The sequence below is a fragment of the Elizabethkingia miricola genome, assembly GCF_001675285.1.
In the GTDB taxonomy this organism is placed as follows: Bacteria; Bacteroidota; Bacteroidia; order Flavobacteriales; family Weeksellaceae; genus Elizabethkingia; species Elizabethkingia miricola.
Genome location: NZ_LSGQ01000026.1, coordinates 54687 through 78957 on the forward strand (window position 1 = coordinate 54687; position 24271 = coordinate 78957).

Genomic DNA, 24271 nt, shown 5'->3' on the forward strand with positions numbered 1-24271 from the left:
AATTTTTAAAATTTGACCTTTTATCATAAACTAAGTAAACCACAGCTCGAAAATACTGCCTTGCTGCTGCTTGCGGAAGTTAATGTAACCGTTATGGGCTTCCATAATGCTTTTGGTTAAAGTAAGTCCGATACCCGAGCCGCTGTTTCTTGTGGTGAAGAAAGGCAGAAATATTTTATCCGATATCTGCTCACTGATACCAATACCATTATCTTCTACCTGAATAACGGTTCGGGTATTCTGCTGGTCGGTGGAAATCTTTATTTTTCCATTATCTGAATCTTCCACAGCATGCAGAGCATTTGTAAGAAGATTGATAAGACTGCGTTCCAGCATTTTTTCATCAGCCAGGATCATATAGTCTTTAATATTGGCTGTAAGTATAATATTTTTATTCTGAAACTCACTTTCCATCAGCCGTAATACTTTTTCTATAACAGGCCTGATGGATATTTTCTGAAGCTTGGGCTTAGGAAGTTCAGCAACCTGTCGGTAATTGTTTATAAAGTTGAGTAATTGCTCGGATTTATTATTAACAATTTTCAGGCTCTCTTTTATTTCTTCCTGATCATCTCTGGAAATTTCCTCCTGATCGGTAATATATTCCATATTCCTTATCAGGCTGTTGATAGGGGTCAGGGTATTCAGTAATTCATGAGAAATAACCTTCATCAGATTATTCCAGGCCATTTTCTCTTTACGTTCTATAATCTTTTGTACAGATTCGAGAGATATAATGCAAAAATCTTCACGTGGTGTTTCCAGACGTGTCGTCCGTAAGGAATATGTCTGAAATCCTGACTGGTTAATGGAGACTTCCATGAAATCTTGGCTTTCTCTGTAATCAGTATCTTTTATAAGCTTAAAAAACTCCGGGCTCTTTTCTTCATATAAACTCCATCTGTTGTATTTTGGAACCTTCAGAATTTCAATAAACTTTGGATTAGAATAGAATATCTCCCAGTCATTAGTATTCTCTTTGAGTATCATGATGCCTATGTCCAGCTGATTCAGAATGTTTTCGTACAGAACTTTGAACGACAATACATCGGTATTTTTCTCTTTTTCCTGATAGTAAAGGTCAACAGCTTTTTGCTTTAACGGGTCATTTTGTTTTTTGTCCGGAAACAAAGAAAAATCTTTATGATTGATTGCCTGTAGAATCTGTTCTGTTTCTTTCCCGGATTGCTGGGCATTTCGGATGTTTAGAATAACCATAAAAACAGAAAGGCAAAGGAAAAGTAAAGCCGTAATCCATTTTCCTGATTCATAGCAGTCAAAAGCCAGTATCCCGAAAACAAGCCCCAGCAATAAAATAGCTATCTGGATAATATAGAATTTTGTCTTCATCAGATTCCGAATTTTTCCATTCTGCGGTAAAGTGCTGCGCGTGAAAGTCCTAAATCTTCTGCTGCCGAAGATATATTGCCCTGGTGTTTCTTTAGAGCTTTCTTAATCAGGATTTCTTCCATTTCCTCAATATTCAGTACATCAGGTAATCCCTCGGATGTATTCCCCATAGGCTTTGGTAAAGAAAGCTGTAATATTCCGTGATCGGAAAGAATAACACTTCTTTCCATAGCATGTTCCAGTTCACGTATATTTCCCGGCCAATTATAACTGCATAATTCTTTTATGTCTTCCTCAGAAAGAGATAAGGTTTTATGGTATTTGTATTGGTATTTTGCAAGAAAATATTGTGCAAACAGAGGCATGTCTTCCAGACGTTCCCGTAAAGGCGGAATGGTAATCTCTACAGTATTGATTCTGAAATAAAGATCTTTTCTGAATAAAAATTCGTTTACTTTCTGCTGAAGGTTTTCATTGGTTGCGAAAATAAAGCGGACATCCATCTGCCGTTCCCGGGTTTCTCCGATACGGGATAGTTTTTTATTCTGAATAAGGGTAAGGAGTTTAGATTGCAGGTGCAGTGGCAGGTTTCCGATTTCGTCCAGAAAAACGGTGCCGCCCTGGGCATTTTCTATTTTTCCTGCAGTATCAGCAATCGCATCTGTGAAAGCTCCTTTTTTATATCCAAAGAGCTCTGCTTCAAAAAGCCCTTCGGGTAAGCTTCCCAGGTCGATATGCACAAAAGGTTCTTTATTGCGCGGAGATTTTCTGTGGATTTGCTCTGCCAAAACATATTTACCAGTACCATTTTCACCAAGCAAAAGTACATTGGCATCGGTAGGTGCAATTTTATCTATGGTATGGAGAATGTTCTGTACAGCTCCCGAGTTACTTTCCAGAATATAATTCTGATCGCTTTGCTGAATATTTTCCCACTGATGCAACTTTCTGTTCTTGCGCGAAACATCTACAGCAAGGTTAACAGAGGCATACAGTTTTTCATTATTCCATGGTTTTAGGATAAAGTCTGAAGCTCCTAGTTTTAAAGCTTCTACAGCAAGTTCTACCTCTCCATAAGCTGTCATTAATATAATAGGAATATCAGGGGCTACTTCTTTAACCTCGTTCATCCAGTATAATCCGTCCTGTCCGTTCTCGAAGCCTTTTCGGAAATTCATATCGAGAAGTATAACATCAAACGCCTCTTCGGTGAGTGCCGGAAGAATTTTCTTTGGATTATTAAGTGTTTTTACATCGGTGAAAAATTTTTTCAGCCACACTTTTGCAGAGAAAAGAATGTCTTCATCGTCGTCAACAATTAATATTTTGGCTGTTTTCTTTCGCATGGGTGTTCAGTTTTGTACACTTAGTGTTCGATTTCGGACACTTTTATTTTGAGTTAAAATCTTTACTGTTTAATTTTCAGACTTTTACCGACGAATTCTTTTTATGGCATATTTGTCGTGTATATTATTGAAAATCAAATAGCTGTAATGGATACGAAAATAGAGAAAAAAAGATCTAAACTCAAAATTATTCTTTTAGCACTTGCCGGAGTAGTAGTTCTGGGGTTGTTTTTGGGATATTTTTTTCGTCAGAAGAAAACTTTTAATGTAAAAGCAGAAGATTTACAGGTAGAAAAGGTGACCCGTGGGAAGTTTGAAGACATGATGATGATTACAGCACAAACGCAGTCATTGAATTCTTCACTGGTGAATGTAATGGAAGGAGGAGCTGTAAAAGAAATCTTTACGGAAGACGGAAAAATGGTAACAAAAGGAGAGCCTTTAGCCAGAGTGTATAATCCGAATACTGAATTCAATTTTATGAGTCAGGAAACCGGAATTATGCAGCAGATCAGCCAGATGAGAAATACCCTTCTGGAACTGAAAAATCAGGAATTTACACAGGACAAAGAGATTCTTCAGGCACAAAACGATTACAATACAGCACAGCAAAACTATAATCTGCAAAAAAGATTATATGATGCTGAAATAGGAAAGAAAACGGATTATGACATGGCACGCCAGAATCTGGCTTACCAGCAAAAGAGAAAGCAAATTGTAGAACAGAGTATTGTAAATGAAAAGCATTCCCGGGCTTCACAGATTGCAGCGGTTAATAACTCTATTGCACAAATGGAAAAAAGCCTGGATGTGCTGAGAAATAATAAAAATAACTTTCTTATCATGTCTCCGGCTACAGGACGCTTATCCTCTTTTAGTATTTCTTTGGGGCAAAGTCTTACTACAGGACAAAGCATCGGAAAGGTAGATTTGATGGGGGGGTATAAGCTGGTTGCTAAAATAGACGAGTATTATATCAACAAGCTGCATGCAGGGATTAAAGGGACGCTGGAAAGTAATGGTAAAGAATATAATGTTATAGTATCCAAAGTATTGCCGGAAGTAGTACAGGGACAATTTTCAGCGGAACTTAATTTTGCGGACAATAACAAACCGGATGATCTGAAAATAGGAATGACTTTCGGGGTGAAACTTAAACTTTCTGCAGATACCCAAAGTCTGATGATTCCTAAAGGAAACTTCTTTAAAGATACCAACGGAAAGTGGATTTTTGTTACAGAAAATGGAAAGGCAGTACGCAAAAATATCAGTCTTGGAAGAGAAAACCCATTATACTATGAAGTTTTATCCGGGCTAAAAGAAGGAGAGCAGGTCATTGTATCGGATTATTCTGATTACAAAAAATACGAAATACTAGATATAAAAAAATAACATGAAAACTCAATTAAACAAATATTTTTTAATTGCCGCTTTTGCCGGAACTCAGGTTTTTGGCCAGCAGAAAATACAGCCTTATGTAGACGAAAGAGTAGAGCTTATGAGTACTTTATTCCGACTAATAGAGGCCAGAGAATATTCTGACAGGAATAATGAATTATATGTTCAGGATATTGAAAAATATTTTGCTCCGGTAAAAAATGACCCGTTTCTGTCGACCCTGAAAAATATAAGAAACGAAAATGGTATAGGCTATGATGCTGTAATGTCGATGGCGGTACACCTGAAAATAAAAGATCAAAAAATTGGTCTTGTAAAGGAAAGAAATAATACAGTAGAGAAAAGATGGAAAACTGTAGATCTTCCCGTATTTTTGAAAGGGTTGAACAGCTTTTACAAAAACAGTAAGTATCATCAGTTCTTCCAATCTCATGAAACAGATTATAAACAGGCAGCTAAAGCATATTCTGATTCTGTTCTAACAAAGTTTAAGCAGGATTGGTATGTGAAGTTTTATGGAAAAGAACCCAATGAAGATTACAAAATAGTATTAGGCTATGGAAATGGCGGTGGAAATTATGGCCCAAGGGTATCGCCAGAAAAGGGGAAAGATATAGTATATGCTATTGTTAGTGGGGGTAAATTTAATGGAAGAATAGTGAATTTTTCCAGTAGTTATGCACCTACCTTAATTCACGAATTCAATCATTCCTTTGTAAACTATATTTTAGAGACTAAGGATTATAAAAGTCAGTTGCAGGATGCAGGAGAGAAAATCCAGAAAGAAGTTAAAAAACCAATGGCAGATCAGGCTTACAGTTCATGGGAAACTATAATTAACGAATCAATTGTAAGAGCTGCTGTTCTGGTTTATATGAAGGAAAATCATTTTTCTCAGGCTGAGATTAACAATGAAATGAAAGAGCAAATTTCCAGAAGCTTTATATGGACACCAGACTTAGTAAAGCTTTTAGAGGAATATCAAGCCAACAGAAAACAATATCCTGATCTGGAAGCTTTCTACCCGCGTATTGTTTCTTTTTTCCAAAATCTAGGAAAAAATATGGATAAGGTGATGAGTGATTTTACAGCAAAACAGCCTAAAGTAAAATCATTAAGTCCTGATATTAATGGGAAGAATAATGTAGATGCTTCTATAAAAGAGATTGTTGTGGAATTTGATCAACCGCTTTCAGGTAAAGGTTTATCTATACACTGGGGAGAATTAGGCCGGGACGCTGTACCGATCAGTGCAAGATCAGTTTATATCAATAATAATAAAGGATTAAAAATTCCGGTGGATTTAAAGCCTAATAAAGAATATGAGTTTATTCTGGCTGGTGGTAATTTTGAATCATTAGAAGGATATCCATTGCAGGATTACACTATAAAATTTAAAACTAAATAAAAAATAATAATATAATCGGCAAAACCAAAAGTATAAAAAATAATCGCTATGGATTCCAATAATCGGCTGGAAAATCTTATCAAATTTAAAGCACGTTTAAAGATAAATTAAACGTGCTTTTTCTTGTATAAAAATCGGAATTCCGTATCTTTATATAGTAGTTAAGTTGGTGTTTTTTCCATTAAACTTATACAACATAATATCCTGATACTTGGCATTATATGTTAGTCCTACATCCTGCACCTTCTTAGTTGCTCCAATAAAAGGGTTATTTGCTCCATAATGCAGCTCCAACCAGCTGAACAACTCTATTAATGATGATTTGTTTGAAGTAAAATAGAAGTATGAAGTATTCACAAGAACCTCCAATACATCTAAATAATCGGTTAACCTCCAGTAGTCTTTATTATTATACGTACTAACATCCGTAGATAGATAGGGAGGATCAACCAGAAAAACAACATTATCCTGATCTTTATATTCCTGAAATAGTTCTTTATAGTCATATTTAACTATATCCACGCCTTCCAGATAACCCGTTGTAACATAATTGCTTTGTCTTACTTTACTATAAAACTTTTCTTTCTTTAATTGTTCCAGGTTTGTTGCATAATTCATGGAAAATAACAGACTGGATGATAGTGTAACATAATCAACAAATCCTTTTTCTTCTTCGATTCTATTTATAATTGCTGATTTAACATCATCACTTAGCCTTTCCGTCTTATTACCTGAAGGAGGGCACAATTGTCTAATATCAGATAATAGAATATTTGTTTTATCTGCATTTTCTAAACGGTATGAATATCCATCATAGTCATTATATATAGCTTTAGCTTTTGGATAATAACTTTTAACAGTGTGGCTGAGCAAGCCAGAACCTCCAAACAAATCTATATAAGTAGCATCTGCAGGAAATTCGTTTAAAGCTTCTTTAAAGTCTTTTAAAAATCTTCTCTTTTGCCCCTGAAACGGTAGCGGGGCCTGTGTGTAAGTTTTCATTGGTTATTAGTTTTTATAATGGTTATTAGTTTTTGTATATTTGCAACTCTCACCCAATACATACAAAAAACGACTGGCTTCAGAAGACATTGTCCTCCGTAGCCAGTCGGTGTATTTTAAAATTGGGTGAGATCTTTTTTAAAAGCGGATGACGTTTTTCCTCCTTATTCAATAATTAGCGGTTGCATTGTGTTAGCATTGAGCCAGCCACCGAGATAAACAACCTTTATCCTTTGTGTCTTCAGGTAGCCTTCCAGTCCATCAGTTGGATTACTAGGAAGAGCGTCCCAGACATTAGCAGGCATATATGATAAGTTGTGTTCATCGTTGATAACTTTAACCCGAACACCAGCATCCCACGAGCCAACACCTTTTTCGCCTCCTTCCTTGTGTACAACATATCTATCAATCGTCACACTAGACGTACCGGATTCCTGAATAATGTCTTTTTCGGAGTACCACCACTTGGTAGTATCATTAATTATCTCGGTTTGATATACACCTAAATTAAGGTACGCCCCGTCACCCATTACGATTGGATTTCTGTTCATCTCCAAAATACATTGACCTATTCTAGCAGGATAGAATTTTTCAACATGCATTCCGTTAACATTTCCAGACCCGATGTATTTTCCTAACTCCAAATGCTCTGTGGCGTAGAAACCTGTCCCAAAGCCTTGACATCTTAAATACACCCCGTCTATAGATGCGTGGTTATTCCACTTTGGAAGATATAATCCAATACTTTTAAGAGATGGCATTAAGAGCTTAGTCCCTGGCACTGACGTCCTGATAAACATTCTACCGAATTGGAAATTTGAGTTTGTACTCGCGTCAATTCCGGACATTGTATTCGATACAGGTGCACCGTTGGCTCCGTGACTTCTTAACATCATGTATATGTTATCCATGAATATGTTAATATTATTAAACTCACCAAATACGGATGAATCACGGCCGGAACCTAAGCTAATACACCAGTTAGTCTGGTTTGTATCTTGATTAAACAAGCTGCTATAAAAGCCGCATCCAGCATAAGAAACGGGCATCTCGGCGATACTTTGCTCTTCCCAGATTGGTGCATGTTCTCCGACAATACCTACATTCTTTATCACCATTAAAGGTGTATAATCAATAGTCGGAAACATTACCTGCGCACGCTTACCGTTAGGCCACGTCTTTACCTCTCCACCAATCCTATACATACCCTTAAGGGCTATTTTTGCATTTACGATATTATTATCGCTAAATATTTCATCAATACAAGCCTGAAGAGCTGCTGTGCAATCAACGCTACTATCAGGAGAAAAAGGATTTAAGGCTACAGCTCCATAGTCCTCTAAGTAGTATATTTTTGAATTGGCGCTGATATTATTAAACTGGGATAATAATCGCACTGCATCATCACCCGTTAATTTCGGTTGTTTTACTTTGAAGGTATAAGACCAAGATATACCAGCGTCAACATTCGCCCCGGTTTCTGCACCTTCGACCATTGCAGTAGGTGAGAAATTTAAGCTATTTCCTAAAACAGAATTATACTTGAAGTTTCTGTTATCTACATAAACCCCCAGACGATCGCCGATTTCAATATTAATAAGCTCTTGTAAAACAACCGTACTAACAGCATTTGGAGTAAAGCCAGATACTGTGAATACCTTGATCGTTTTAAACATTAAGCCCGCAGTTTTACGAAGGATACAGAACTTAACATTATCTGTATTTGCTGTGGAGGCATTCAGGGTAATTTCGGAAATAATACCGGATATCGTAGCCGGAACATCAATAACCCGGACGACATTATAGTTACTTACGCTGTTGCTATCCGTTCCAAAACCAAAAGTTAAAGGATCAGTGAACCCGGCCTTTTTGGTTACTGCTTCATCAAACAAGACATCAGAAGCATTATGAACATCTTTCATGGTTGCCACTCCATTTGTATGGATGCCCTCTAATATATTTATAGCTTGGTCTCCTGTTAATTTAGGCTGTATAACTTTAAAGTCATAACACCAGGATAAACTGGTATTATACGTTGCATTATTAGTACTTCCTTCCACGGCTGCATCGGTCGGCAACGATAAACAATTACCTGTAGTTACATTGGCGCTAAAGCTTCTACCATCTACATCAATACCCAGATAGTAACCAGTCGCAATATTGATAGTCTCATTCAACACTACAGTGCTGACAGCATTTGGTGTAAATCCGGATACTGTGAATACCTTTATCGTTTTAAATGATGATGCACCGACTTTTTGCAGAATACAGAATTTAACATTATCAGCATTTGCTGTGGTTGTCTTTAGGGTAATTTCGGAAATAATACCGTCAATAGTAGAAGGTGTATCGTTAACCCTTACAAGTGAATAGCTGCTCACCTCGTTGGTCGTTGTTCCATAACCAAAGGTTAAAGGATCAGTGAATCCGGCTTTTTTGGTTACTGCCTGATCAAACAATACATCAGAAGCATTATAAGTAGCTCTCATAGTTGATGCGTTAACATCATTTCCGGAGTCGAAAACCTTACTATTTTCCTTTGCGCCTTTTACGGCTGGTATCCATCTGGAAGACACTCCCGGAACATCGGCTCCTGTTGTAATCGAATTAGCTTCCCAAAGAGTATTGTTATAGATAACCTGCGCCCCTTTATTATATGGATTTGTATTGCTCCATGTTGGCGTCAAGGAAGAAGGTTTTTGATTGCGTTCCTTTTGAGCTATGCCATCTTTTACCTCGATTGTCACTTCATAAAAAGCCCCGTTATTTTCAAAGTCTTCAGCTTTAGTCTCAATCGGCGTTCCTGTGGCATCTTTTAGATTGGTGAATGTGATAATACTGCCCTGCTCAACTTTATACCAGTAAGAACCAAAAGCTGGAGGTGTAGAAGACATCACAGCTATACCCAGATAGGATTTATTAACAATATTCTCAGCTTCTTTTATTTTTTGATCAAAGGCTGCGAGCAATCCTTCTTCCGCACCTTTTTCCAGTTTACCATCCAAAGCATTTTTTAACCCGGAAACGTTGTCTATAGTTATAGCATCATCCTTATGAACAAAGGAATCCAAGGTATTAGAAAATTGTTCTTCAGTGGGCTTTTTGCCTTTCTGGAAGTATGTTTTTAATGTATTTCTAGGTTGTTTCATGTTTTTAACCTTTAAAACGTATAAATATTACCACTCTGTAGGGGTTCATGATATCGTGATACTGACCTCCTCCTAAAGCATTTGTTTTTCCAGCAAATGGCTCACCGCTAGTGGACGTCATGGTATAATTCCAGTCCTCATTATCATTCGGACTGTCGCCTTTTCCGGCTGTTGTGGCATTTGGATTATTAATGATTGTTGAAGTATTCATCCCATCACCACCAAACAGACTGAATCTATGTGAAGGAATTTCATCCATTGTTAGGGTATGTGTTTTATTTCCGCCAGCTTGTAGAACCTCTTTAAAATCCAAGTCATCAGGATTTAAGCCCATAGGAAAACGCCCTCTAAATTCGGTTGCCTCTTCCCAGCCTTCCGGAATCTCATTTGCTGGCCTCATGAATAGTACTGGTGCATTTCCGTCAATAATTGGTTTTGAAGCACGTTCTAATTTGGTTAATCGGGCTTCGATTTGCTGAAGGGGAACCGTAGGAATAAAATCCTCTATTGTTTTAAACCTCCCTTCAATAGTATTTAATGACGGTATTCTTTTAAAGTTTGCCCAGACATAAGACTGTTGTGAATAACCGAAAGTCGCAAAACGATCGGTTATAACATCTTTCATCTCTCCGTTTTCAAATTTCTTCTGGGTTTTGATCTCCCTAATAATAACGGTATTTTGTTTTGCACCACCGATGAAATTTAAAAGCTCTTCACCGATCATTACAACACCATCGCTGACCGTTGCGCCTGCGTTCGTTTCCACACATCCGGAAATAATAGCCATATTCCCCGCCATTCTCGCTACTCCTTCAACAATGGAATAAGCTGTTTGTATATCTGATAGGGTTTCGGTTGTTACCTTAAAACCACCTGTTTGATTAAAATTAAATGTTTTCATACGAGTTCTATTCTGAATCTTTTAGAAGCAAGTCTATAATAGTCTACAGTGTTATATATTTGGTCGTAATAGTCTGTTAGTGCTTCAGGCACTTTGACTATAAAATCTACCTGATCATCCGAAAACTCACTGGACGGATATAGAACCAATTCGCCCAGGTATTTTGGTTTATTTTCTACATCAGTATAGATATAGGTTTCTTTTTTATTGATGGGATCAGTTATAATAATACGTCTGTCCGAATCGAATTTATCATTTAGAATTCCTCTTAAATGGCATACCTGTCCATTAAATGTGGCTCTTTCAATATTATCCGCCCTACGTTCAATAAATTCATCACTTATTGTTTCCAAATGTGAGACTAAAGCGTTTACTAATGCAATCAAAGAAGGCGATCTCCAATTTATCGGAAGAAGTAAAGCTCCCAGTTTGCGAAAATCTACTTTATACCACATGTTATTTGGTTTTGTATTCGATTATTGTATTCGGCCAGTCGATTTCAAAATATCCGGATTCCGGTATTTTGCTTATCTGGATAGGTTCATAGTTTCCATAGCCTCCGGTTTTAGGGTCAAGCCATTTGGAATCTGCTGTCCATAACCATGGGTCAAGAACGCCATCAACTTTTTGCAATTTATCTACAAGACTATTGAGTAATAATTCTCCGTTAAAAGGAAGCTCTTTCATAAATTCATTTAGAGCGTCTTCTACAGGTTTATTTCCCTGAAGAATATTGTATCCATTTTCATTGATAATTTTAGCGTCCCTGAAGATTGTTAATTTTAATTTCAATATATCAGGTAGATAATTGATAACAACAAGATTGATTCCTGCACCCCTGTAATCTTTAGCATAAGACTGAAAACTTTCATATTGATCCGGTGTTATTGGAGATAATTTACCGTTTGATTCCGTAGCGATTTTTAAGATCAACAAACTTTTATTATCTGCCACAGCTTCTGTCACAGCAGCATATTTAATGATCTTTGAAGCTTCAATTTCGTCATCAGTTCTGCCCGTATTATCAAACTGGTCTTTATCCCTGTTTAATTGAAAACCATACTGGAATGCTTTTGCTTTTTCTCTGTACCAAAGAAGGTTTTGCACTTTTTCATTACGGAGTATTACTTCTACTTCTTGTTTATGCGTATCAAATATTTGTTCAAGTGTATAATGTGCATAGGCTACAATATAGAACATCAGACGCCACACCGCAGACTTTGAAGGTGAAGAAAGGCCGCTTAATTCAGATTGCCTTTCCTTTTCGGCTATTATCGCACTATATATGTCATTTACTGTTCTCATGTGATTTTGAAATTCTTTTCTATTTCCCAGTAATTAATACCTTCCGGGTAGTTTATTTCCTCTGTTTTTATTGCTGTAGCAGGCTGTACATTCTTTGCTCTGTAGTAGCTTTTCACATCAAGATCTTCAGATACTTCAGGAATGATTAATTCCGAGCCTGGTTCCAGATCATCCGTTATACTGATATTGTTTGCTACAGCAATGAAAATGGCATTTTCAGCCTTTCCGGTTGCCTGTATAGCAATATCTAACAGGGATTGATTATGTAGTACTGTTACTGTCATTGGTAAAGTCATTGTACGTTTTCTTGGCTTCTTTTGCCTTGTTTACAATCTTTTTTAACATCCCCCAGATACTGAAGCCGGCACGAGGTAAATTCTCAAAGAATATTGAGTAAAACTCAATTGCACAGCTAATGGCCATTGCAATAAAAGTGAGCGTTATTTCATGATCAATCCAGCTTAACTCAAAAGGTTTAATCCGAAATATTATTTCTAAACACCAGGACAGGATTATGAATAAAAAATAAGTGACAATTTTTATAAGGCTTAAGCGTGTTTTCTCACTTGTAAAGCCATTGGTTCTGAATCTTCCTTCTTTTTTTTCACGCTTCCATACCGCCCATGATGCAAGAACACCTGTAATATAGTCTGCCAAAAGAAGCCCTAACAATAAAAATAGCATCAAATGATAACTACTTAAGGATATAGATAATCCCATTGCAGGAATTAGAACAGAGGGCTTTTTAACTGCTGTAATAATAGTCCAGATATATTTTCCGTATACATGCAATTCTTTCATTTTATTCGATTTTTACAATTGTTACCGCACCATTTGGTGCAGTAGCGGTTATAGTCATATTTTTTATTTCAAAGATTACAGCTTGTGCGAGTTTCTCTGCAAATTTTTCTTTAGAGTCTTGAGGATTATTCTCTTCGCTTCCGCACTGATCCATCACCTGGATAATTTTATTTTTTAATCTGTCTTCAGAAGTTGCCATTTAATTTCACTTTAAAAAGTCTTTAAACCTATTTTCAATACTTAATAATTCAGGCTCGTTAATCAGCTTTATTGTACTCCCGGTATTGGTGGTAAACTTCATTTTCCGTATTTCAGAAATCAGATCTACCATTAATTTCTTCAGCGTTTCATTTTCTTTTCGGAGTAAGAAACCTTCCTGGATATCTAATTCACATCCTGAAACTTTAATATTATAATCTTCAACTTCATCGGCCTGCAAAAGAAAAGGGGTGGTACCATTATTATCAATCATACCTACTATACAAGCGCTGCCAACTTTTGGTTTTATTGATATGTTGTCAAGGCCCAGCAAAATATCGTAGTACTCCAGATCATCTTCCAAGCCAACAGCTGTCATTGTTTTTTCTTCCCAATCTACTTCCGTCACCTCTACCCAAACAGACTGTACAGGTATGGAACTTTTCATTTTTTCGAGAAGCGTTTGCCGTAACTTATCTAAGCTCATTTTTTACAAATGTTTGTCCTAGTTCAATTTCTTGTTTATATCCATCACTGCTATTAAAAGTTTTCTTTACTCTGTCTATATAGTAAATGCCGCTTCTGTCATTGTATAAGGTGGATGTTATTTTTACCTTTTGGCCATGTTGAACACTTGGAAATCCAAAAGCTTTAAAAGACCCATCAAAACCTTCTTTCTTCCGGTCCTCATACATTTTTTTAACTTCTCTCTCCAGATCTTTCAGGGTTTTAACATTGAAAGTCCAATTGATAGTTTCGTGAGCATCAGGATCCCCAAACTCAAATTTTAATTTTTTGTCTTTTTCTCTTTTCTTTATTGCCTTGGCAACTGCCTGCATTGATTGACCGACAATTTTTACCAGACGATCTTCCTTGCTGAGATAATTCAGATTATTACTTACACAATTTCTCTCCAGATCAAAAACCGGAATTTCTTCAGTGACATCTGAATAAGGTTTCGCAATTGTTAATTTTCCGTTTCTAATGAAGGAATAAAGACTAAATTCCTGTTGTATTTTATTTAATACCTCACCCAGAGTAACTTTGCTAAACCTAACAGCTCCAAGACTGACTTCTGCATCGATATCAATAGGATAATCTTTAACAATGCCCTGGATAAACTCTTTTAATTTTATGTTCTTATGTGAAAAATTAACTTTGATTTGCTTTAATCTCCACATTTCATCCTCAACCTTAATACTTATAGGATAATCAGCACTTACCTGGTCTATATATCCCTTAAATTCTTGTTTTAGGATTCCATCATATCCCAGCGATATCTCAACAGGATCTCCTTTTCTGAAGACTTCTTTTACTTTTAACCTGTTAAAGTCTTTCACTTTTCTAGGAAGTATTATTTCAGCTTTCCCACAGATCATCTTCCAGGATGTTTCAATCTCAACAGATGAAGGCTTATAAATGACTATCCTTTCAGATCTTCTCTCGTTTGGCAGAAAAACTATTTCTGCGCACATGGCCCTTGTCATATTTTAGTATTTAAAAGCTCTATAGGATCATCACTTACACAAGACAATTCTATTGGGATTACATTGGGAGATCCGGTTACGCTTCTGATATCAATCTCTTCAATAACAATACTGTTTATTTCCTTTTTGGTGAACAAAAATCCTTGCACAGCAATCGGTTGTATTATTTTACTGAACTCTATCAGTTTATCTTCATATTCCCTGGCTTTCAAATCACCATCAATACATAGAATCCGTAATCTTACCACCCAATCATCAAAGCCATATATCTCTTTTACGGTTCCGTTACCTCCTAAAACATTGGTTTTAATAATATTTTTGGGTCTATTAAAATCAACCATTGTTGCTGCAGGTAGCCAGAAATCATCATACTTTCGTTTAATAATTTGACCTTTTTTATCATAAACCTCATACTCATCACCTTTAAACAGGATAGGAAAAACAATAGGAGTTCCGTAGATACTTTTTCTCTCATACTCTTCATAGAGGCTTTCCATAACCTTTGGATTATATCCTGACAGATCCGGAGGCGTTTTCTTTCCAATAGGCAAAGTCAGATACACAGGAATAGTTCCGAAAGCTGCTTTAAAAAGCTGGCCTAAAACAGCCCTGTTGTCAATACCAATAAGCTTATCATTCATTTTTTATCTGTGTTTCAATTTTTGTTTTCAGCGTTTTAAAATCCTTATTATCCAAGGCTAAATGAATCTGAACTTCTCTTTCAATACCTATTTTATCAATTTTACCATGAATGAATCTATAAAGATTTGGTCCTAATAATGGGGTTTCTTTCCATTCTCCCTGAGTAGACTGAAGAATAGCAGCAACTTCTTGCATTTCCGACTCTCCAATATCAAAATCACCGTTTCTAAAAACCAGCTCATTATCATTATTTAACAAAATATCTTTCATGATTAATCCAATGCTACAAGTCCATCTCTTAGTCTATCATTGATAGAACCGGTTATTTTATTAGCTATATGCTCAATACTTCCGACACCTTTTCCGACAGCAAAACTATTATTGATTGTTAATGTCATATTAATAGTCCTCGGTCCTTTGGAACCGCTCATGCTTACGCCATCACTTTCACCCTCACCGGAGCTTTTCCCTTTCTTATCTCCTTTCTTTTTATCTTTATCCGCAAATACTTTATCATAATCAATGGTTTTTGTAGGAGTTATTACAGAATTCCCCGGATTTATCAGCGCTTTCTGCTCTGCCTGTAAAATAGCATCGTATCTTTTCTTAGTAATAATCTTACCGTTATATTTTACAAGCCTCCCATCAGACAATGCTTCTTCTATTTTTTCATCATCCTTTTCTTTTTTTACTTCATTAATCCCTTTTTGATAGCCTTTTGCTGCATTTCCTGTAACTTTCTCCCAAACTTTCCCTACAGCGTCTGTTAAAGGCTTTATTAACTGTAAAAACCCCTGAATTCTTTGCCATATTGCATTGAATACTGTCGTTACATAGTTTAAAACACCGTCAAATACCGATTTAAAGAAGTTGTAAACAGGACCAAACACACTTTTAATTGTATTCCAAATACCAATAGCTACATTTCGGATCACTCCCCAGGCCCACATGAATTTTGCAGCTACCCAGTTCCATACGGAGCTTACTATTTCTTTAATCCACCCAAAGACCGTTTTAAGACTTTCCCATAAAAACTTGATATGATCCACAAGCAGTTCAACTACTACTTTTATGATATCCCAAATACCTCCCCAGACCGTTTTAACTATTTCCCAATAAGCATAAAAGAAGCCTCGGAATTCTCCGACATTATTCCATAGCCAGGTAAATAAGGCTATCAACGCTGCAATAATTGCCAGAATCCATCCTATAAGGGGTATTTCCATTATCGCAACGGATAAGGCTCTTATTCCAACTCTTAAACTGGTTAATACTCCAGTAAGTCCACCTCCTGATATGGAAGCCCATAAAAAAGCAAACCTTAACCGATTGGTGACAAGCATTAGCTGCAGCTGATCTTTTGTAAGCTTTGTTGTTGCAATAGAATTTAGCCACTTCATTAAAGCGTCAAGTCCTGTAATTATTTTCACAGCATTCCAGACTACTCTAAGTCCGTCCATTGCATTTTTAAGGTTGGCTACAACACTAATTGCATTTGCAGTTACATTGATATATGGCTGATACTGCTTTGTAACTTCACCAATTTTCATTTTAAAAAGATTCCATTCCTGGTTTCTTCTTTTTTCTTTTTCGAAAGTGGTATCCATGATAATACCGGCCTGCTCATATGCGACATTCGTTCCGGTAATCATTTTGGTTAACTCCTCTTGAGAGTCAGCAGATCTAATCAATATCTGACCTGCAGCAGCATTTTCTCTTCCGAATACTTCAGTAAGAGCATTAATATCTTTCTGAATTGGCTTTAGTTCTCGCAGTCTGTCTGCAAAAGGAACGGTGGTATCTGCCATTTTCTTCATATTGACACCGTAAGCTTCCAGAATTTTTACTGCATCCTTACTAAGTTTTGTTTGTGAGGACATATTCGTAATAACGTTACGAATAGCCACCCCGGCTTCAGAACCATATTTCCCGCCTTCAGCCATTGCCTGAATAGCAGCATTAGTTTCTTCAAAAGTTAAATTTGCAAGCTTCGCAGATACACCGGCCTGAACTAAAGATTGTCCAATTTGAGGAATTTCGGCAGCTCCTTCCTTTGCACCGGCAGCCATTACATTAATCATCCTTTTGGATTCTTCAGCTGCTTTCACAGGATCCTTAAGATCAACCTGGAACTGAAGCATTGACGTTGTAATGGCATCGGTAGCTCCTGTAATATCACCTTCCATTGTTTTAGAAAGGATATTGACAGATTCTCCCAACATTCCCATCGCTTTATCGCTACTACCCATTTCAGGCCCTAGCCTGGATAAGATAGTTTTAAAAGCATCCAGATTAATATTGACATCTTCACCGTATGTTACAGCCAGCTTTTTAGCCTTATCATTCAAAGCGTCCAATTCTTTGCCGTGTGCTCCAGTAATAGCTGAAACTTCAGCTAAAGCAGATTCATTTTTTATAGCTAAATCACTTATGCCCTGTAAACCATCTTTCAGGTTCTGAACTGACTGATCAATAGCAAACAGATCAATGTTTTTAATATTTTTAAAACAATCAACCAATTTATTTCCCTCTCCGGTAGCTAGTTTTAGCTTGTCGGTTATGCCTTTCACAAAGTTGGAAGCTCCATCTTTGAATTCCAGACGCCAGGTGGTTGTAAATTGACTCATTGTTAATAAATATTGATTTTGTTAGTCTTCAGCATTTTCTTTGCTGAACATTGCATTGACTATTTCAGTAGCCGCTTGTTTAAATGCAGAATACAGCATAAGCCTTTCGGTTTTCATTACATATTCTGCTTTGGCATATGCATCGATCCAGTCTTCTACATCATCTATTGCCAGAGGATTGATGTTAAGCTTTGCCTGGATCAATGCATTTATTTTTTTTATTCCGTCCTTGTCGTCATCCACATGGAGAGCGGATGACTTTAGGCTTTTTTTAACTGGCTGCGTGCAGATTTCATTAATGCCCCAATCTGGGAAACCAGTTCAGTGAACACAGCAGCATCACTTTCCAAAATATCCATATCTCCTGCTAACACACAATTAGCAATCATTGCATCAGAAGAAGCTTCCACATTGTTGTCATACTCTTTGGATGAAAGTAAATACACAAGCTGCTTACTTGGTTTTTTTACAATATACTTCAGTGGCTCCTCTGCATCTTCATCTGGGAAAATCTCAATAATCTTTAATCCATAAGGATATTTTAATTTCAGATCTGCTAATACTTCATCTGAAAAAGCAGGTTTTTCATTTTGTTTATTCATTGTTTCTTTTTTTAGATTCCCCAGGTAATATGGCTACACAGCATTTCATGTTTATGAACCATTTTACCCTCGTTATTTTTAAGTGTTTTTTGACGCCCTAAGAATTGAGCATTATGGATAATATCCGTTGTGATAATCTTAGTTTCAGGATTTACATACTGAACTACGATATCAGTGGGAGCGATATCCTGTAATCTTTTACCCGGAGGTAAAGCTCTTTGAATAGCTTGTTCTTCCTCCACATATAAAGAAATAGAAAGCTTTGGCTCATAATTCCCCTCAGTCCATCCTATTGGATATCCACCATAACCATAGGCATTTTCTTTTTTGGTGGCATCACTATAATCTATTTCGTCCGTTCCTACGACATCACGCCCCATAAGGTTTAGGGTTACATCATTCCATCCGGTAAGTTTCCCCAGATAATTTTTTATGCTGTTTACTTTTGCCATTATTTTATAGTTTGTTAGTTAAACTTAAGTCTACAGTGAAAGAATGGACAATGTCATCGGCTACAACAGTAACACCTATTTTCAAAGGATTGTCTTCAGTAGGAGCCTGTTTTGCTGAAATTGAAACTTCACCTCCGCTGATATCGTTGTCAGATTCCATTCTTTCTATACAGCCTTTTGCGCACAGTCTTTCCCAATGAGAAATAGTAGTTGAAGCTATATATCCGGTCTGAGGATCCTTTTTAACCTTACCTTTGATTTGAGGGGCTAAAACCTCTCTAATTAGGCGTGCAGCTTTATTCCATACTCTATTGTTTTCGATATAGGCATAATCACTTTTCTTGGCTGTACAGGTTGCAGATCCGGAGAAATATAATCCTGCAGCTCCGATATATCCACCCACTAAAATGTAACCTTTAGTGACAAGAGACTGAATCTGCTCATTAGTAAGATCACTAATTTTCTGACCGGTTGAAAGGCTAGCCGAAACAAATCTTTTTAATCCGGAATCTGTTAGAGAATAAACAGGAGATCCTTTTTTGTCGTCAGGCTTATTAAGGATATCCACTGAACCAATATTCTCAGATACCTGACGCACACATAGCATTCCTAGAGCACTGCCTATGGCGGCATGATTTGCATAAGCTGCATCCAAACCGGCTATTCTGTTATCCTGGCCAATGATCACCGAAATATTTTCGGCTGCTTTTGCTCTTAGATCCGGATAAGTATTGATTGTTGCTGCAGCATCAGCTTTACCGGCCTCCAATAATACAAAGTCAATTAAAATACCGTCCTTCTTCAGCTCATTAATAAGTGTAGACTGAAGCTCATCCACTAGTGCTGAAACAGCAGTTAAACCTTCTTTAAAGCCGAAATATCCAATCCCTTTAATTTCAGGATTCTCTTTCACTGCTTTTATTACAGAGCTTGTAGCAGCAGAAATAGTAGAATCGGCAGCTACATTTAACAAATAGACAGTAGCCTCAGGTGCTAGTCTGAAAGTTTCTGAAATATGATAATGAGCCAATACCTTATTATTGGCATCAAAGCTTTCATTTATTCCCAGATCTTCAGCATCTTTTACCTGTATAAGCTTTACAGCAGTTCCTACAGCTATAGTAGAATCTCCCAATGGGAAAGAACCCACCAAAAGTATGGCACTATCATTGCTGTCAGCCTGGCGTCCTAAACCGCCATCGATCTTGTTAATTTGAGTCCCTTTTAAATTTCCCATTATTTTGTTGTGTTTCTTTTTCTACTTACTTTTTTTACATCACCTCTGGTTTCAGGTGCTTCCTCTGATACCTCCACTTCCTGAGTATCTGCCTGAGGTGTTTCTTCTTCCTGGAAGAGATCTTCAGCACCTTCAGCTTCAGGTTCGGATATTTCTTTGGTCCCTTCCTGATCTTCTGAATCTAATTCGGAAGTTTCCGGATTTTCAGTAACACTTTCAGGATGCTCCTGTGTTTCAACTCTAGTTGTGGACAGCTCTTCAGTTTGTTTTTCGCCACCTGTATCCTCCAGAGTTGTTCCAGATTCTTCCTCAGGTTCCTTAAAATCATCCAAACCTTCAGGTTCAGGCTGTTTTTCTGATTGCTCCAGATCTTCAATAAAACCTCTTGTATAAGGCTTATATGTTAAACCTGATTCTTCAGCATAGTTCGCTGCTCTGTTTTCTTCTAGGAATATTTGACCATCAGAAGTCACATATACCTCGTTTATTTTAAGGTGTGCTGCAAGAAAATCCTGGACTAAACCAACGACCACTGCAACTGCTAATATTTTTGACATTGTTTTTTTATTTACGTTTGAAAAAGTATCCGATTAAAGCGAGGGCTATAATTCCATAGAAGGCCCAACCGCCATATGTTAAAACTCTTTGGAAGAAGCTTGGAGGCTTATCTACATATTGAATTACCGGAACAGGTACCGGAACTGGCTTTTGTTCACTGATAAAAGTTTCTTTCCATTTAGCGAATAACTCCTGTGCCCTGGCTTCACAGCCGACCTGTAATAAACCATCAGCTAGGCTAACCTTTGGCTTTTCGAGATATTTTCCTGATTTTGACACAGGAATAGCAGGAGAAGCTTTCTCGTTTTTTCCCCGGGCAGAATAAGGACCTTCGTTAATAAAAGGTTTTCCGTCTCTGCACTCAACAAAAGCATAATAAAAGGAACTATCAGCTTCTACTTTAAAGATCGTATCCCGAATAGTCTCTTTAATTGTTTTTGTTTCTGTTAGGATCACCGGCTTTTCCGGTTTCCTGCTTACACAGGAAACCAGGGCCAGCGAAACAAATAATAATATGAAGTATTTAAAGAAAGGTTTCATTATTTTAAATCGTCGTATTTTTTTAGAATTAAGGCTACTGCTTCACATGCTTTTATATAGTTAGCATCGAGAGCTTTCATATCATTTATGTTACTGATAAAGCACCATTCATGAAGAACCGAAATACCGGACTTCGTGTGTAAAATTCCTAATCTGCCTCTGGCAGACTGTTTTTCTGATATTACACCTCGGTTACGGATTCCAAGAAGTTCACTCGTAACCTTACAGATTTCGGCTGCCATCTGATATGATAAATCTTTTCTCAAAAAAGAATCTTCACTTACAATACATTCAGTACCTGTGGAATTTGCATTTACGGATGCATTTAAGTGGGCCTCGTATAGTACGGATGCGTCTCCGGGTTTGATCGTTCTGATTACTTCAGCTAAAGTTTGATTGTCATTGTCCGAAATATACTTAATACCAACTTTTGCAAGTGTTTGATTAATGGTATTGCGGAGCCTGATCGTTTCCTTGTTTTCTTTTCTGCCGTTATAGACTGCACCTGAATCCTTATTGTGATGTCCTGCAAGAGGAAAGGTTACTTGTAAACTCATATTCTTTTGTTTTATCCTGATATCATTGCTGAACAACCTTCGTCTTTGATTGCTACTGCAATCCACCAAACACGGAAACCAATTGTATTCTCTCTGTTTTCCGGATCATCCTGTGCAGCTCTCGCATAACGGGTTACAGTACCAGGAGCTTTCACACAGTTTTTATCGTAATAAGCAATAGAGCCCTCCACACCAGCGCTTAAAGAACCAAAAGGAAGCTTTTTAAGAGTTGCAGGATCATACTTAGTGGCATAAGTGGTATCGTATGTTTTGAAACCATAGTAGGAATCTGCGATTTTACCACCGTTAGCATCCTGATATCTTTGTTTAAAAGTTATATCTTCAACAAGTAAATCAGCAACGTGATCAGGACAAAGCACTAATACACGTCCTTTTTTTGGCACGTTTAATTTATCAAGAGCTTTTTTCCAATTGATAAGGTCAATAGCTCTTAATCTTTTTCTACCCGTTCCATCGTCCTCACCGGTTGTTTTAAATACGGGTGTTTCCGGGGCATTATCCGGAGAAATAGAATAAAGAGCGTGTTCTGCCGTTTTATCCTCCAATTCCTCTCTGTGCTGCTGTTGTACATCACCTACCTTATCGTAAGGCAATGCGTAAAGCTCGTCATCTGATACAGTTGTATTTTCAGTATCATATTTGTTAAGTGATAATGTAATATGTCCATCCTCACGGTTGTTTTTCGCAATTGGATAGATTTTGTTATTAATTAACACTTTAGGAGCCAGGCCTCTCTTTGGGATTTTAATAACATCGTTATTTACCCATTGAGGTTTTGGCGTTAATGTTTCGATCCATGTATTCTCATGGCGAAAATTCTTAATTAATTCAGTTTCCGCTAATTGATTCTTTAGAGGAAGTGTACTGGTTTCTCTGCTCATTTATGTAGTTTTTCTGCGATTGTTAAAAATTGCCATTGCTCCTTTCTGATCTTTAGCCAGAAGTTCTTCGTATGCTTTAGGATCATTCTCCAGGTAATCTTCATACGTCCAATTCTTTCTGTCCTCCGGGATTTTCCCATCTGGAGCAGTAGAAGGAGTATTGATATCCTTACTAACAGCTTCAATCTTTGGTAAAGACTTAATTACTGCCTCAGTTGAATCATAGTCAGCTGTAGCCAATTTTTCGTAAGATTCCTTCTGATCAGCAGTAATTTTTTTATCTGTGATAGCAGCGGAAACTAAATCTTCTACTTTCTTTTTTTGTGCAGCTTCGAGCTTTGTTTTTAGCTCATCAGATACCCCGGCTTTTGTTTTATTTGCCTGGATAGCTGAAAAAATCTGCTCATCGGTAGCATCCGCTGCCAAACCGGCAGCAGCAATAATTCTGTTTCTGTCCATTATTTTAGGTTTTGATTCTTGTGTTGGTTTATTGGGAATATTAGGTGCTCCACACGCAGAGAGCGTATTAATAGCCTCATCGTCCCAGGGAATTTCCTCTACTATAATACCCTGAATAAGCCCAAGCTGTAAAGCTTCTTCAGCACTCATCCAGTAATCATTCTTCCATAACTCTTCAATCTCCGCCTCAGTCTTCTTAAAGGATTTAGCATAAGCCTTACGGTAGATCTCCTGAGTATTTTCCAAAAGCTTTATATCAGCTTTTATCTGATCGACATTTCCATAGGTTCCCATACTTGGCTTATGGATCATGAATTGTGATTCCGGATATGCTTCTGCCGGAAACTCTGTGAGGAAATGTGTTGCAGCACTGGCAGCAACAGCACCAACTGTAATACTAACCGAATCCAGTTTTTTAAGTGCCAGGATCATGTCTTGAGTATCAAGAGTAGATCCACCACCGGAAGAAATAAATAGAGTAGCCTTTTTTATGCCCCCGGCCAATGCTGCTTCCACAATACTTTGCATACTCGTAGCATCAGTACCGCTATTACCTATGCGGTCTGTGATCTTAATATTAACGATCTGAGTTTTCAGATTATTAAATGCTTCGATTTTAAAATTCTTGCGTTTCATTGAGGCAAAGTTGCGCTGTAAGCTTTGCCTGTGAAATTTGGCATACCAAATCAGACAAAAATTCCTACTAAATCAGTACGTTTTTTTGTCTGATTTAGAACGCTGTTTTTCAGTCCTAGTGCCTAACAATCAACTTTGCAACATGGCAAAGGAAAACACGCAAAAATTAGCAAAGGAGTCTTACATCAATCACAACAAAACTCCGGAAGAGCTGGCACGTAAGTACGATGTCAGTCTTAGAACTATTCAACGTTGGATTAAAGAAGGCAATTGGAAACAGCAAAGAGATGCTAAAGCCAACGGCCCTATGCAAAGGATTGAACGAACGCAGCTCGTTGTAGACAGCATGGTGGAAGAAAGGATAAGCATCCTGAAACAAACCAAGGAAAAACAGGAGCTATTAAATGAGCTGGATTTCGATTTTGATGAAGATGCTCAGGCAAAAAAGGAAATTCTAAATGAAGAAATAGGCTTTCTCAGGAAAAGAGCTGCCGGCATAGATGATGGTATTGCAAAATGGAACAAGAGAATTGAAAACCTTAACAATGAAGGAAAGATTACGCTATCTATTTATATGGAAATAATGGAGCGAATTTTTGAAGCATTACGGCATTCCAACGAACCGCTTTACATGAAAACTCTGGACTTTCAGGAAAACCACTTAGAGGATGTTGCTGCAAAGCTTGTTTAAAAAGCCTTTAAACTCTCGAATAA

General features: G+C 37.2%; 27 protein-coding genes. 3 read left to right on the forward strand and 24 right to left on the reverse strand.

Going from position 1 to position 24271, the window contains the following annotated elements; genetic code table 11:
- Positions 1-30 precede the first annotated feature (30 nt).
- On the reverse strand, positions 31-1350 hold the full coding sequence (locus ATE49_RS11605) for a sensor histidine kinase (RefSeq protein ID WP_034871375.1): 1320 nt from the start codon (positions 1348-1350) through the stop codon (positions 31-33).
- Positions 1350-2696 carry a sigma-54-dependent transcriptional regulator gene (locus tag ATE49_RS11610; protein ID WP_065082307.1) on the reverse strand — a complete coding sequence of 449 codons (1347 nt, stop codon included), beginning with the start codon at positions 2694-2696 and terminating at the stop codon, positions 1350-1352. The genes ATE49_RS11605 and ATE49_RS11610 overlap by 1 nt, the downstream gene beginning before the upstream one ends.
- 147 nt (positions 2697-2843) lie before the next feature.
- Between ATE49_RS11610 and ATE49_RS11615 the strand changes: the two genes are divergently transcribed.
- Together ATE49_RS11615 and ATE49_RS11620 are read left to right on the forward strand one after the other, a co-directional pair.
- The gene (locus ATE49_RS11615) at positions 2844-4088 is read left to right on the forward strand and encodes an efflux RND transporter periplasmic adaptor subunit (RefSeq protein WP_034871373.1); all 1245 of its coding nucleotides are present in this window, start codon (positions 2844-2846) and stop codon (positions 4086-4088) included.
- A gap of 1 nt (position 4089) precedes the next feature.
- On the forward strand, positions 4090-5502 hold the full coding sequence (locus ATE49_RS11620) for a DUF4932 domain-containing protein (RefSeq protein ID WP_065082308.1): 1413 nt from the start codon (positions 4090-4092) through the stop codon (positions 5500-5502).
- Positions 5503-5652: 150 nt separating this feature from the next.
- Here the strand turns inward: ATE49_RS11620 and ATE49_RS11625 are convergent, their stop codons facing one another.
- The 22 genes from ATE49_RS11625 to ATE49_RS11730 form a co-directional block, all read right to left on the reverse strand.
- On the reverse strand, positions 5653-6504 hold the full coding sequence (locus ATE49_RS11625) for a DNA methyltransferase (RefSeq protein WP_065082309.1): 852 nt from the start codon (positions 6502-6504) through the stop codon (positions 5653-5655).
- 164 nt (positions 6505-6668) lie between these two features.
- Positions 6669-9653, reverse strand: coding sequence for a hypothetical protein (locus tag ATE49_RS11630; RefSeq protein WP_065082310.1), 2985 nt, complete (start codon positions 9651-9653; stop codon positions 6669-6671).
- A 4-nt stretch (positions 9654-9657) separates the two neighbouring features.
- Positions 9658-10554 carry a hypothetical protein gene (locus ATE49_RS11635; protein ID WP_065082311.1) on the reverse strand — a complete coding sequence of 299 codons (897 nt, stop codon included), beginning with the start codon at positions 10552-10554 and terminating at the stop codon, positions 9658-9660.
- Positions 10551-11009 carry a hypothetical protein gene (locus tag ATE49_RS11640; protein ID WP_065082312.1) on the reverse strand — a complete coding sequence of 153 codons (459 nt, stop codon included), beginning with the start codon at positions 11007-11009 and terminating at the stop codon, positions 10551-10553. Before ATE49_RS11640 ends, ATE49_RS11635 begins: the two co-directional genes overlap by 4 nt.
- Before the next feature lies 1 nt (position 11010).
- The gene (locus ATE49_RS11645; RefSeq protein ID WP_065082313.1) at positions 11011-11859 is read right to left on the reverse strand and encodes a hypothetical protein; all 849 of its coding nucleotides are present in this window, start codon (positions 11857-11859) and stop codon (positions 11011-11013) included.
- Positions 11856-12143, reverse strand: coding sequence for a hypothetical protein (locus ATE49_RS11650; RefSeq protein WP_065082314.1), 288 nt, complete (start codon positions 12141-12143; stop codon positions 11856-11858). Before ATE49_RS11650 ends, ATE49_RS11645 begins: the two co-directional genes overlap by 4 nt.
- Positions 12121-12660, reverse strand: coding sequence for a phage holin family protein (locus ATE49_RS11655; protein ID WP_065082315.1), 540 nt, complete (start codon positions 12658-12660; stop codon positions 12121-12123). Before ATE49_RS11655 ends, ATE49_RS11650 begins: the two co-directional genes overlap by 23 nt.
- A gap of 1 nt (position 12661) precedes the next feature.
- A complete protein-coding gene (locus ATE49_RS11660) occupies positions 12662-12859 on the reverse strand; it encodes a hypothetical protein (protein WP_065082316.1) in 198 nt (65 codons plus the stop codon).
- A 6-nt stretch (positions 12860-12865) separates the two neighbouring features.
- Entirely contained in the window at positions 12866-13306 is a 441-nt protein-coding gene (locus tag ATE49_RS11665; RefSeq protein ID WP_143349667.1) for a hypothetical protein, read from the reverse strand.
- Between the two features lie 25 nt (positions 13307-13331).
- Positions 13332-14333 carry a hypothetical protein gene (locus ATE49_RS11670; RefSeq protein WP_065082318.1) on the reverse strand — a complete coding sequence of 334 codons (1002 nt, stop codon included), beginning with the start codon at positions 14331-14333 and terminating at the stop codon, positions 13332-13334.
- Between the two features lie 8 nt (positions 14334-14341).
- On the reverse strand, positions 14342-14986 hold the full coding sequence (locus ATE49_RS11675) for a DUF6046 domain-containing protein (RefSeq protein WP_065082319.1): 645 nt from the start codon (positions 14984-14986) through the stop codon (positions 14342-14344).
- Positions 14979-15257 (reverse strand): hypothetical protein, encoded by a 279-nt coding sequence (locus ATE49_RS11680; protein WP_065082320.1) that lies wholly within the window; start codon positions 15255-15257, stop codon positions 14979-14981. Before ATE49_RS11680 ends, ATE49_RS11675 begins: the two co-directional genes overlap by 8 nt.
- Before the next feature lie 2 nt (positions 15258-15259).
- Positions 15260-17614: a phage tail tape measure protein gene (locus ATE49_RS11685; protein WP_065082321.1), complete on the reverse strand. Its 2355-nt coding sequence runs from the start codon at positions 17612-17614 to the stop codon at positions 15260-15262.
- A gap of 21 nt (positions 17615-17635) precedes the next feature.
- Entirely contained in the window at positions 17636-17857 is a 222-nt protein-coding gene (locus tag ATE49_RS11690; protein WP_065082322.1) for a hypothetical protein, read from the reverse strand.
- A gap of 17 nt (positions 17858-17874) precedes the next feature.
- On the reverse strand, positions 17875-18216 hold the full coding sequence (locus ATE49_RS11695; protein ID WP_065082323.1) for a hypothetical protein: 342 nt from the start codon (positions 18214-18216) through the stop codon (positions 17875-17877).
- Positions 18217-18227: 11 nt separating this feature from the next.
- Positions 18228-18668, reverse strand: a complete 441-nt coding sequence (locus ATE49_RS11700) for a hypothetical protein (RefSeq protein ID WP_065082324.1) — start codon at positions 18666-18668, stop codon at positions 18228-18230.
- A gap of 4 nt (positions 18669-18672) precedes the next feature.
- Positions 18673-19905, reverse strand: coding sequence for a DUF2586 family protein (locus ATE49_RS11705; RefSeq protein ID WP_065082325.1), 1233 nt, complete (start codon positions 19903-19905; stop codon positions 18673-18675).
- Positions 19905-20462: a hypothetical protein gene (locus ATE49_RS11710; RefSeq protein ID WP_065082326.1), complete on the reverse strand. Its 558-nt coding sequence runs from the start codon at positions 20460-20462 to the stop codon at positions 19905-19907. Before ATE49_RS11710 ends, ATE49_RS11705 begins: the two co-directional genes overlap by 1 nt.
- A 7-nt stretch (positions 20463-20469) precedes the next feature.
- Entirely contained in the window at positions 20470-21003 is a 534-nt protein-coding gene (locus ATE49_RS11715) for a hypothetical protein (protein WP_065082327.1), read from the reverse strand.
- The gene (locus ATE49_RS11720) at positions 21003-21560 is read right to left on the reverse strand and encodes an N-acetylmuramoyl-L-alanine amidase (protein WP_065082347.1); all 558 of its coding nucleotides are present in this window, start codon (positions 21558-21560) and stop codon (positions 21003-21005) included. Before ATE49_RS11720 ends, ATE49_RS11715 begins: the two co-directional genes overlap by 1 nt.
- Before the next feature lie 11 nt (positions 21561-21571).
- Complete coding sequence (locus tag ATE49_RS11725) at positions 21572-22462, reverse strand: hypothetical protein (protein WP_065082328.1); 891 nt, start codon at positions 22460-22462, stop codon at positions 21572-21574.
- Positions 22463-23557, reverse strand: coding sequence for an ATP-dependent Clp protease proteolytic subunit (locus ATE49_RS11730; RefSeq protein WP_065082329.1), 1095 nt, complete (start codon positions 23555-23557; stop codon positions 22463-22465).
- Between the two features lie 142 nt (positions 23558-23699).
- On the opposite strand from ATE49_RS11730, the gene ATE49_RS11735 reads away from it, so the two are divergent.
- Positions 23700-24248 carry a YfeC-like transcriptional regulator gene (locus ATE49_RS11735; protein WP_065082330.1) on the forward strand — a complete coding sequence of 183 codons (549 nt, stop codon included), beginning with the start codon at positions 23700-23702 and terminating at the stop codon, positions 24246-24248.
- Positions 24249-24271 lie beyond the last annotated feature (23 nt).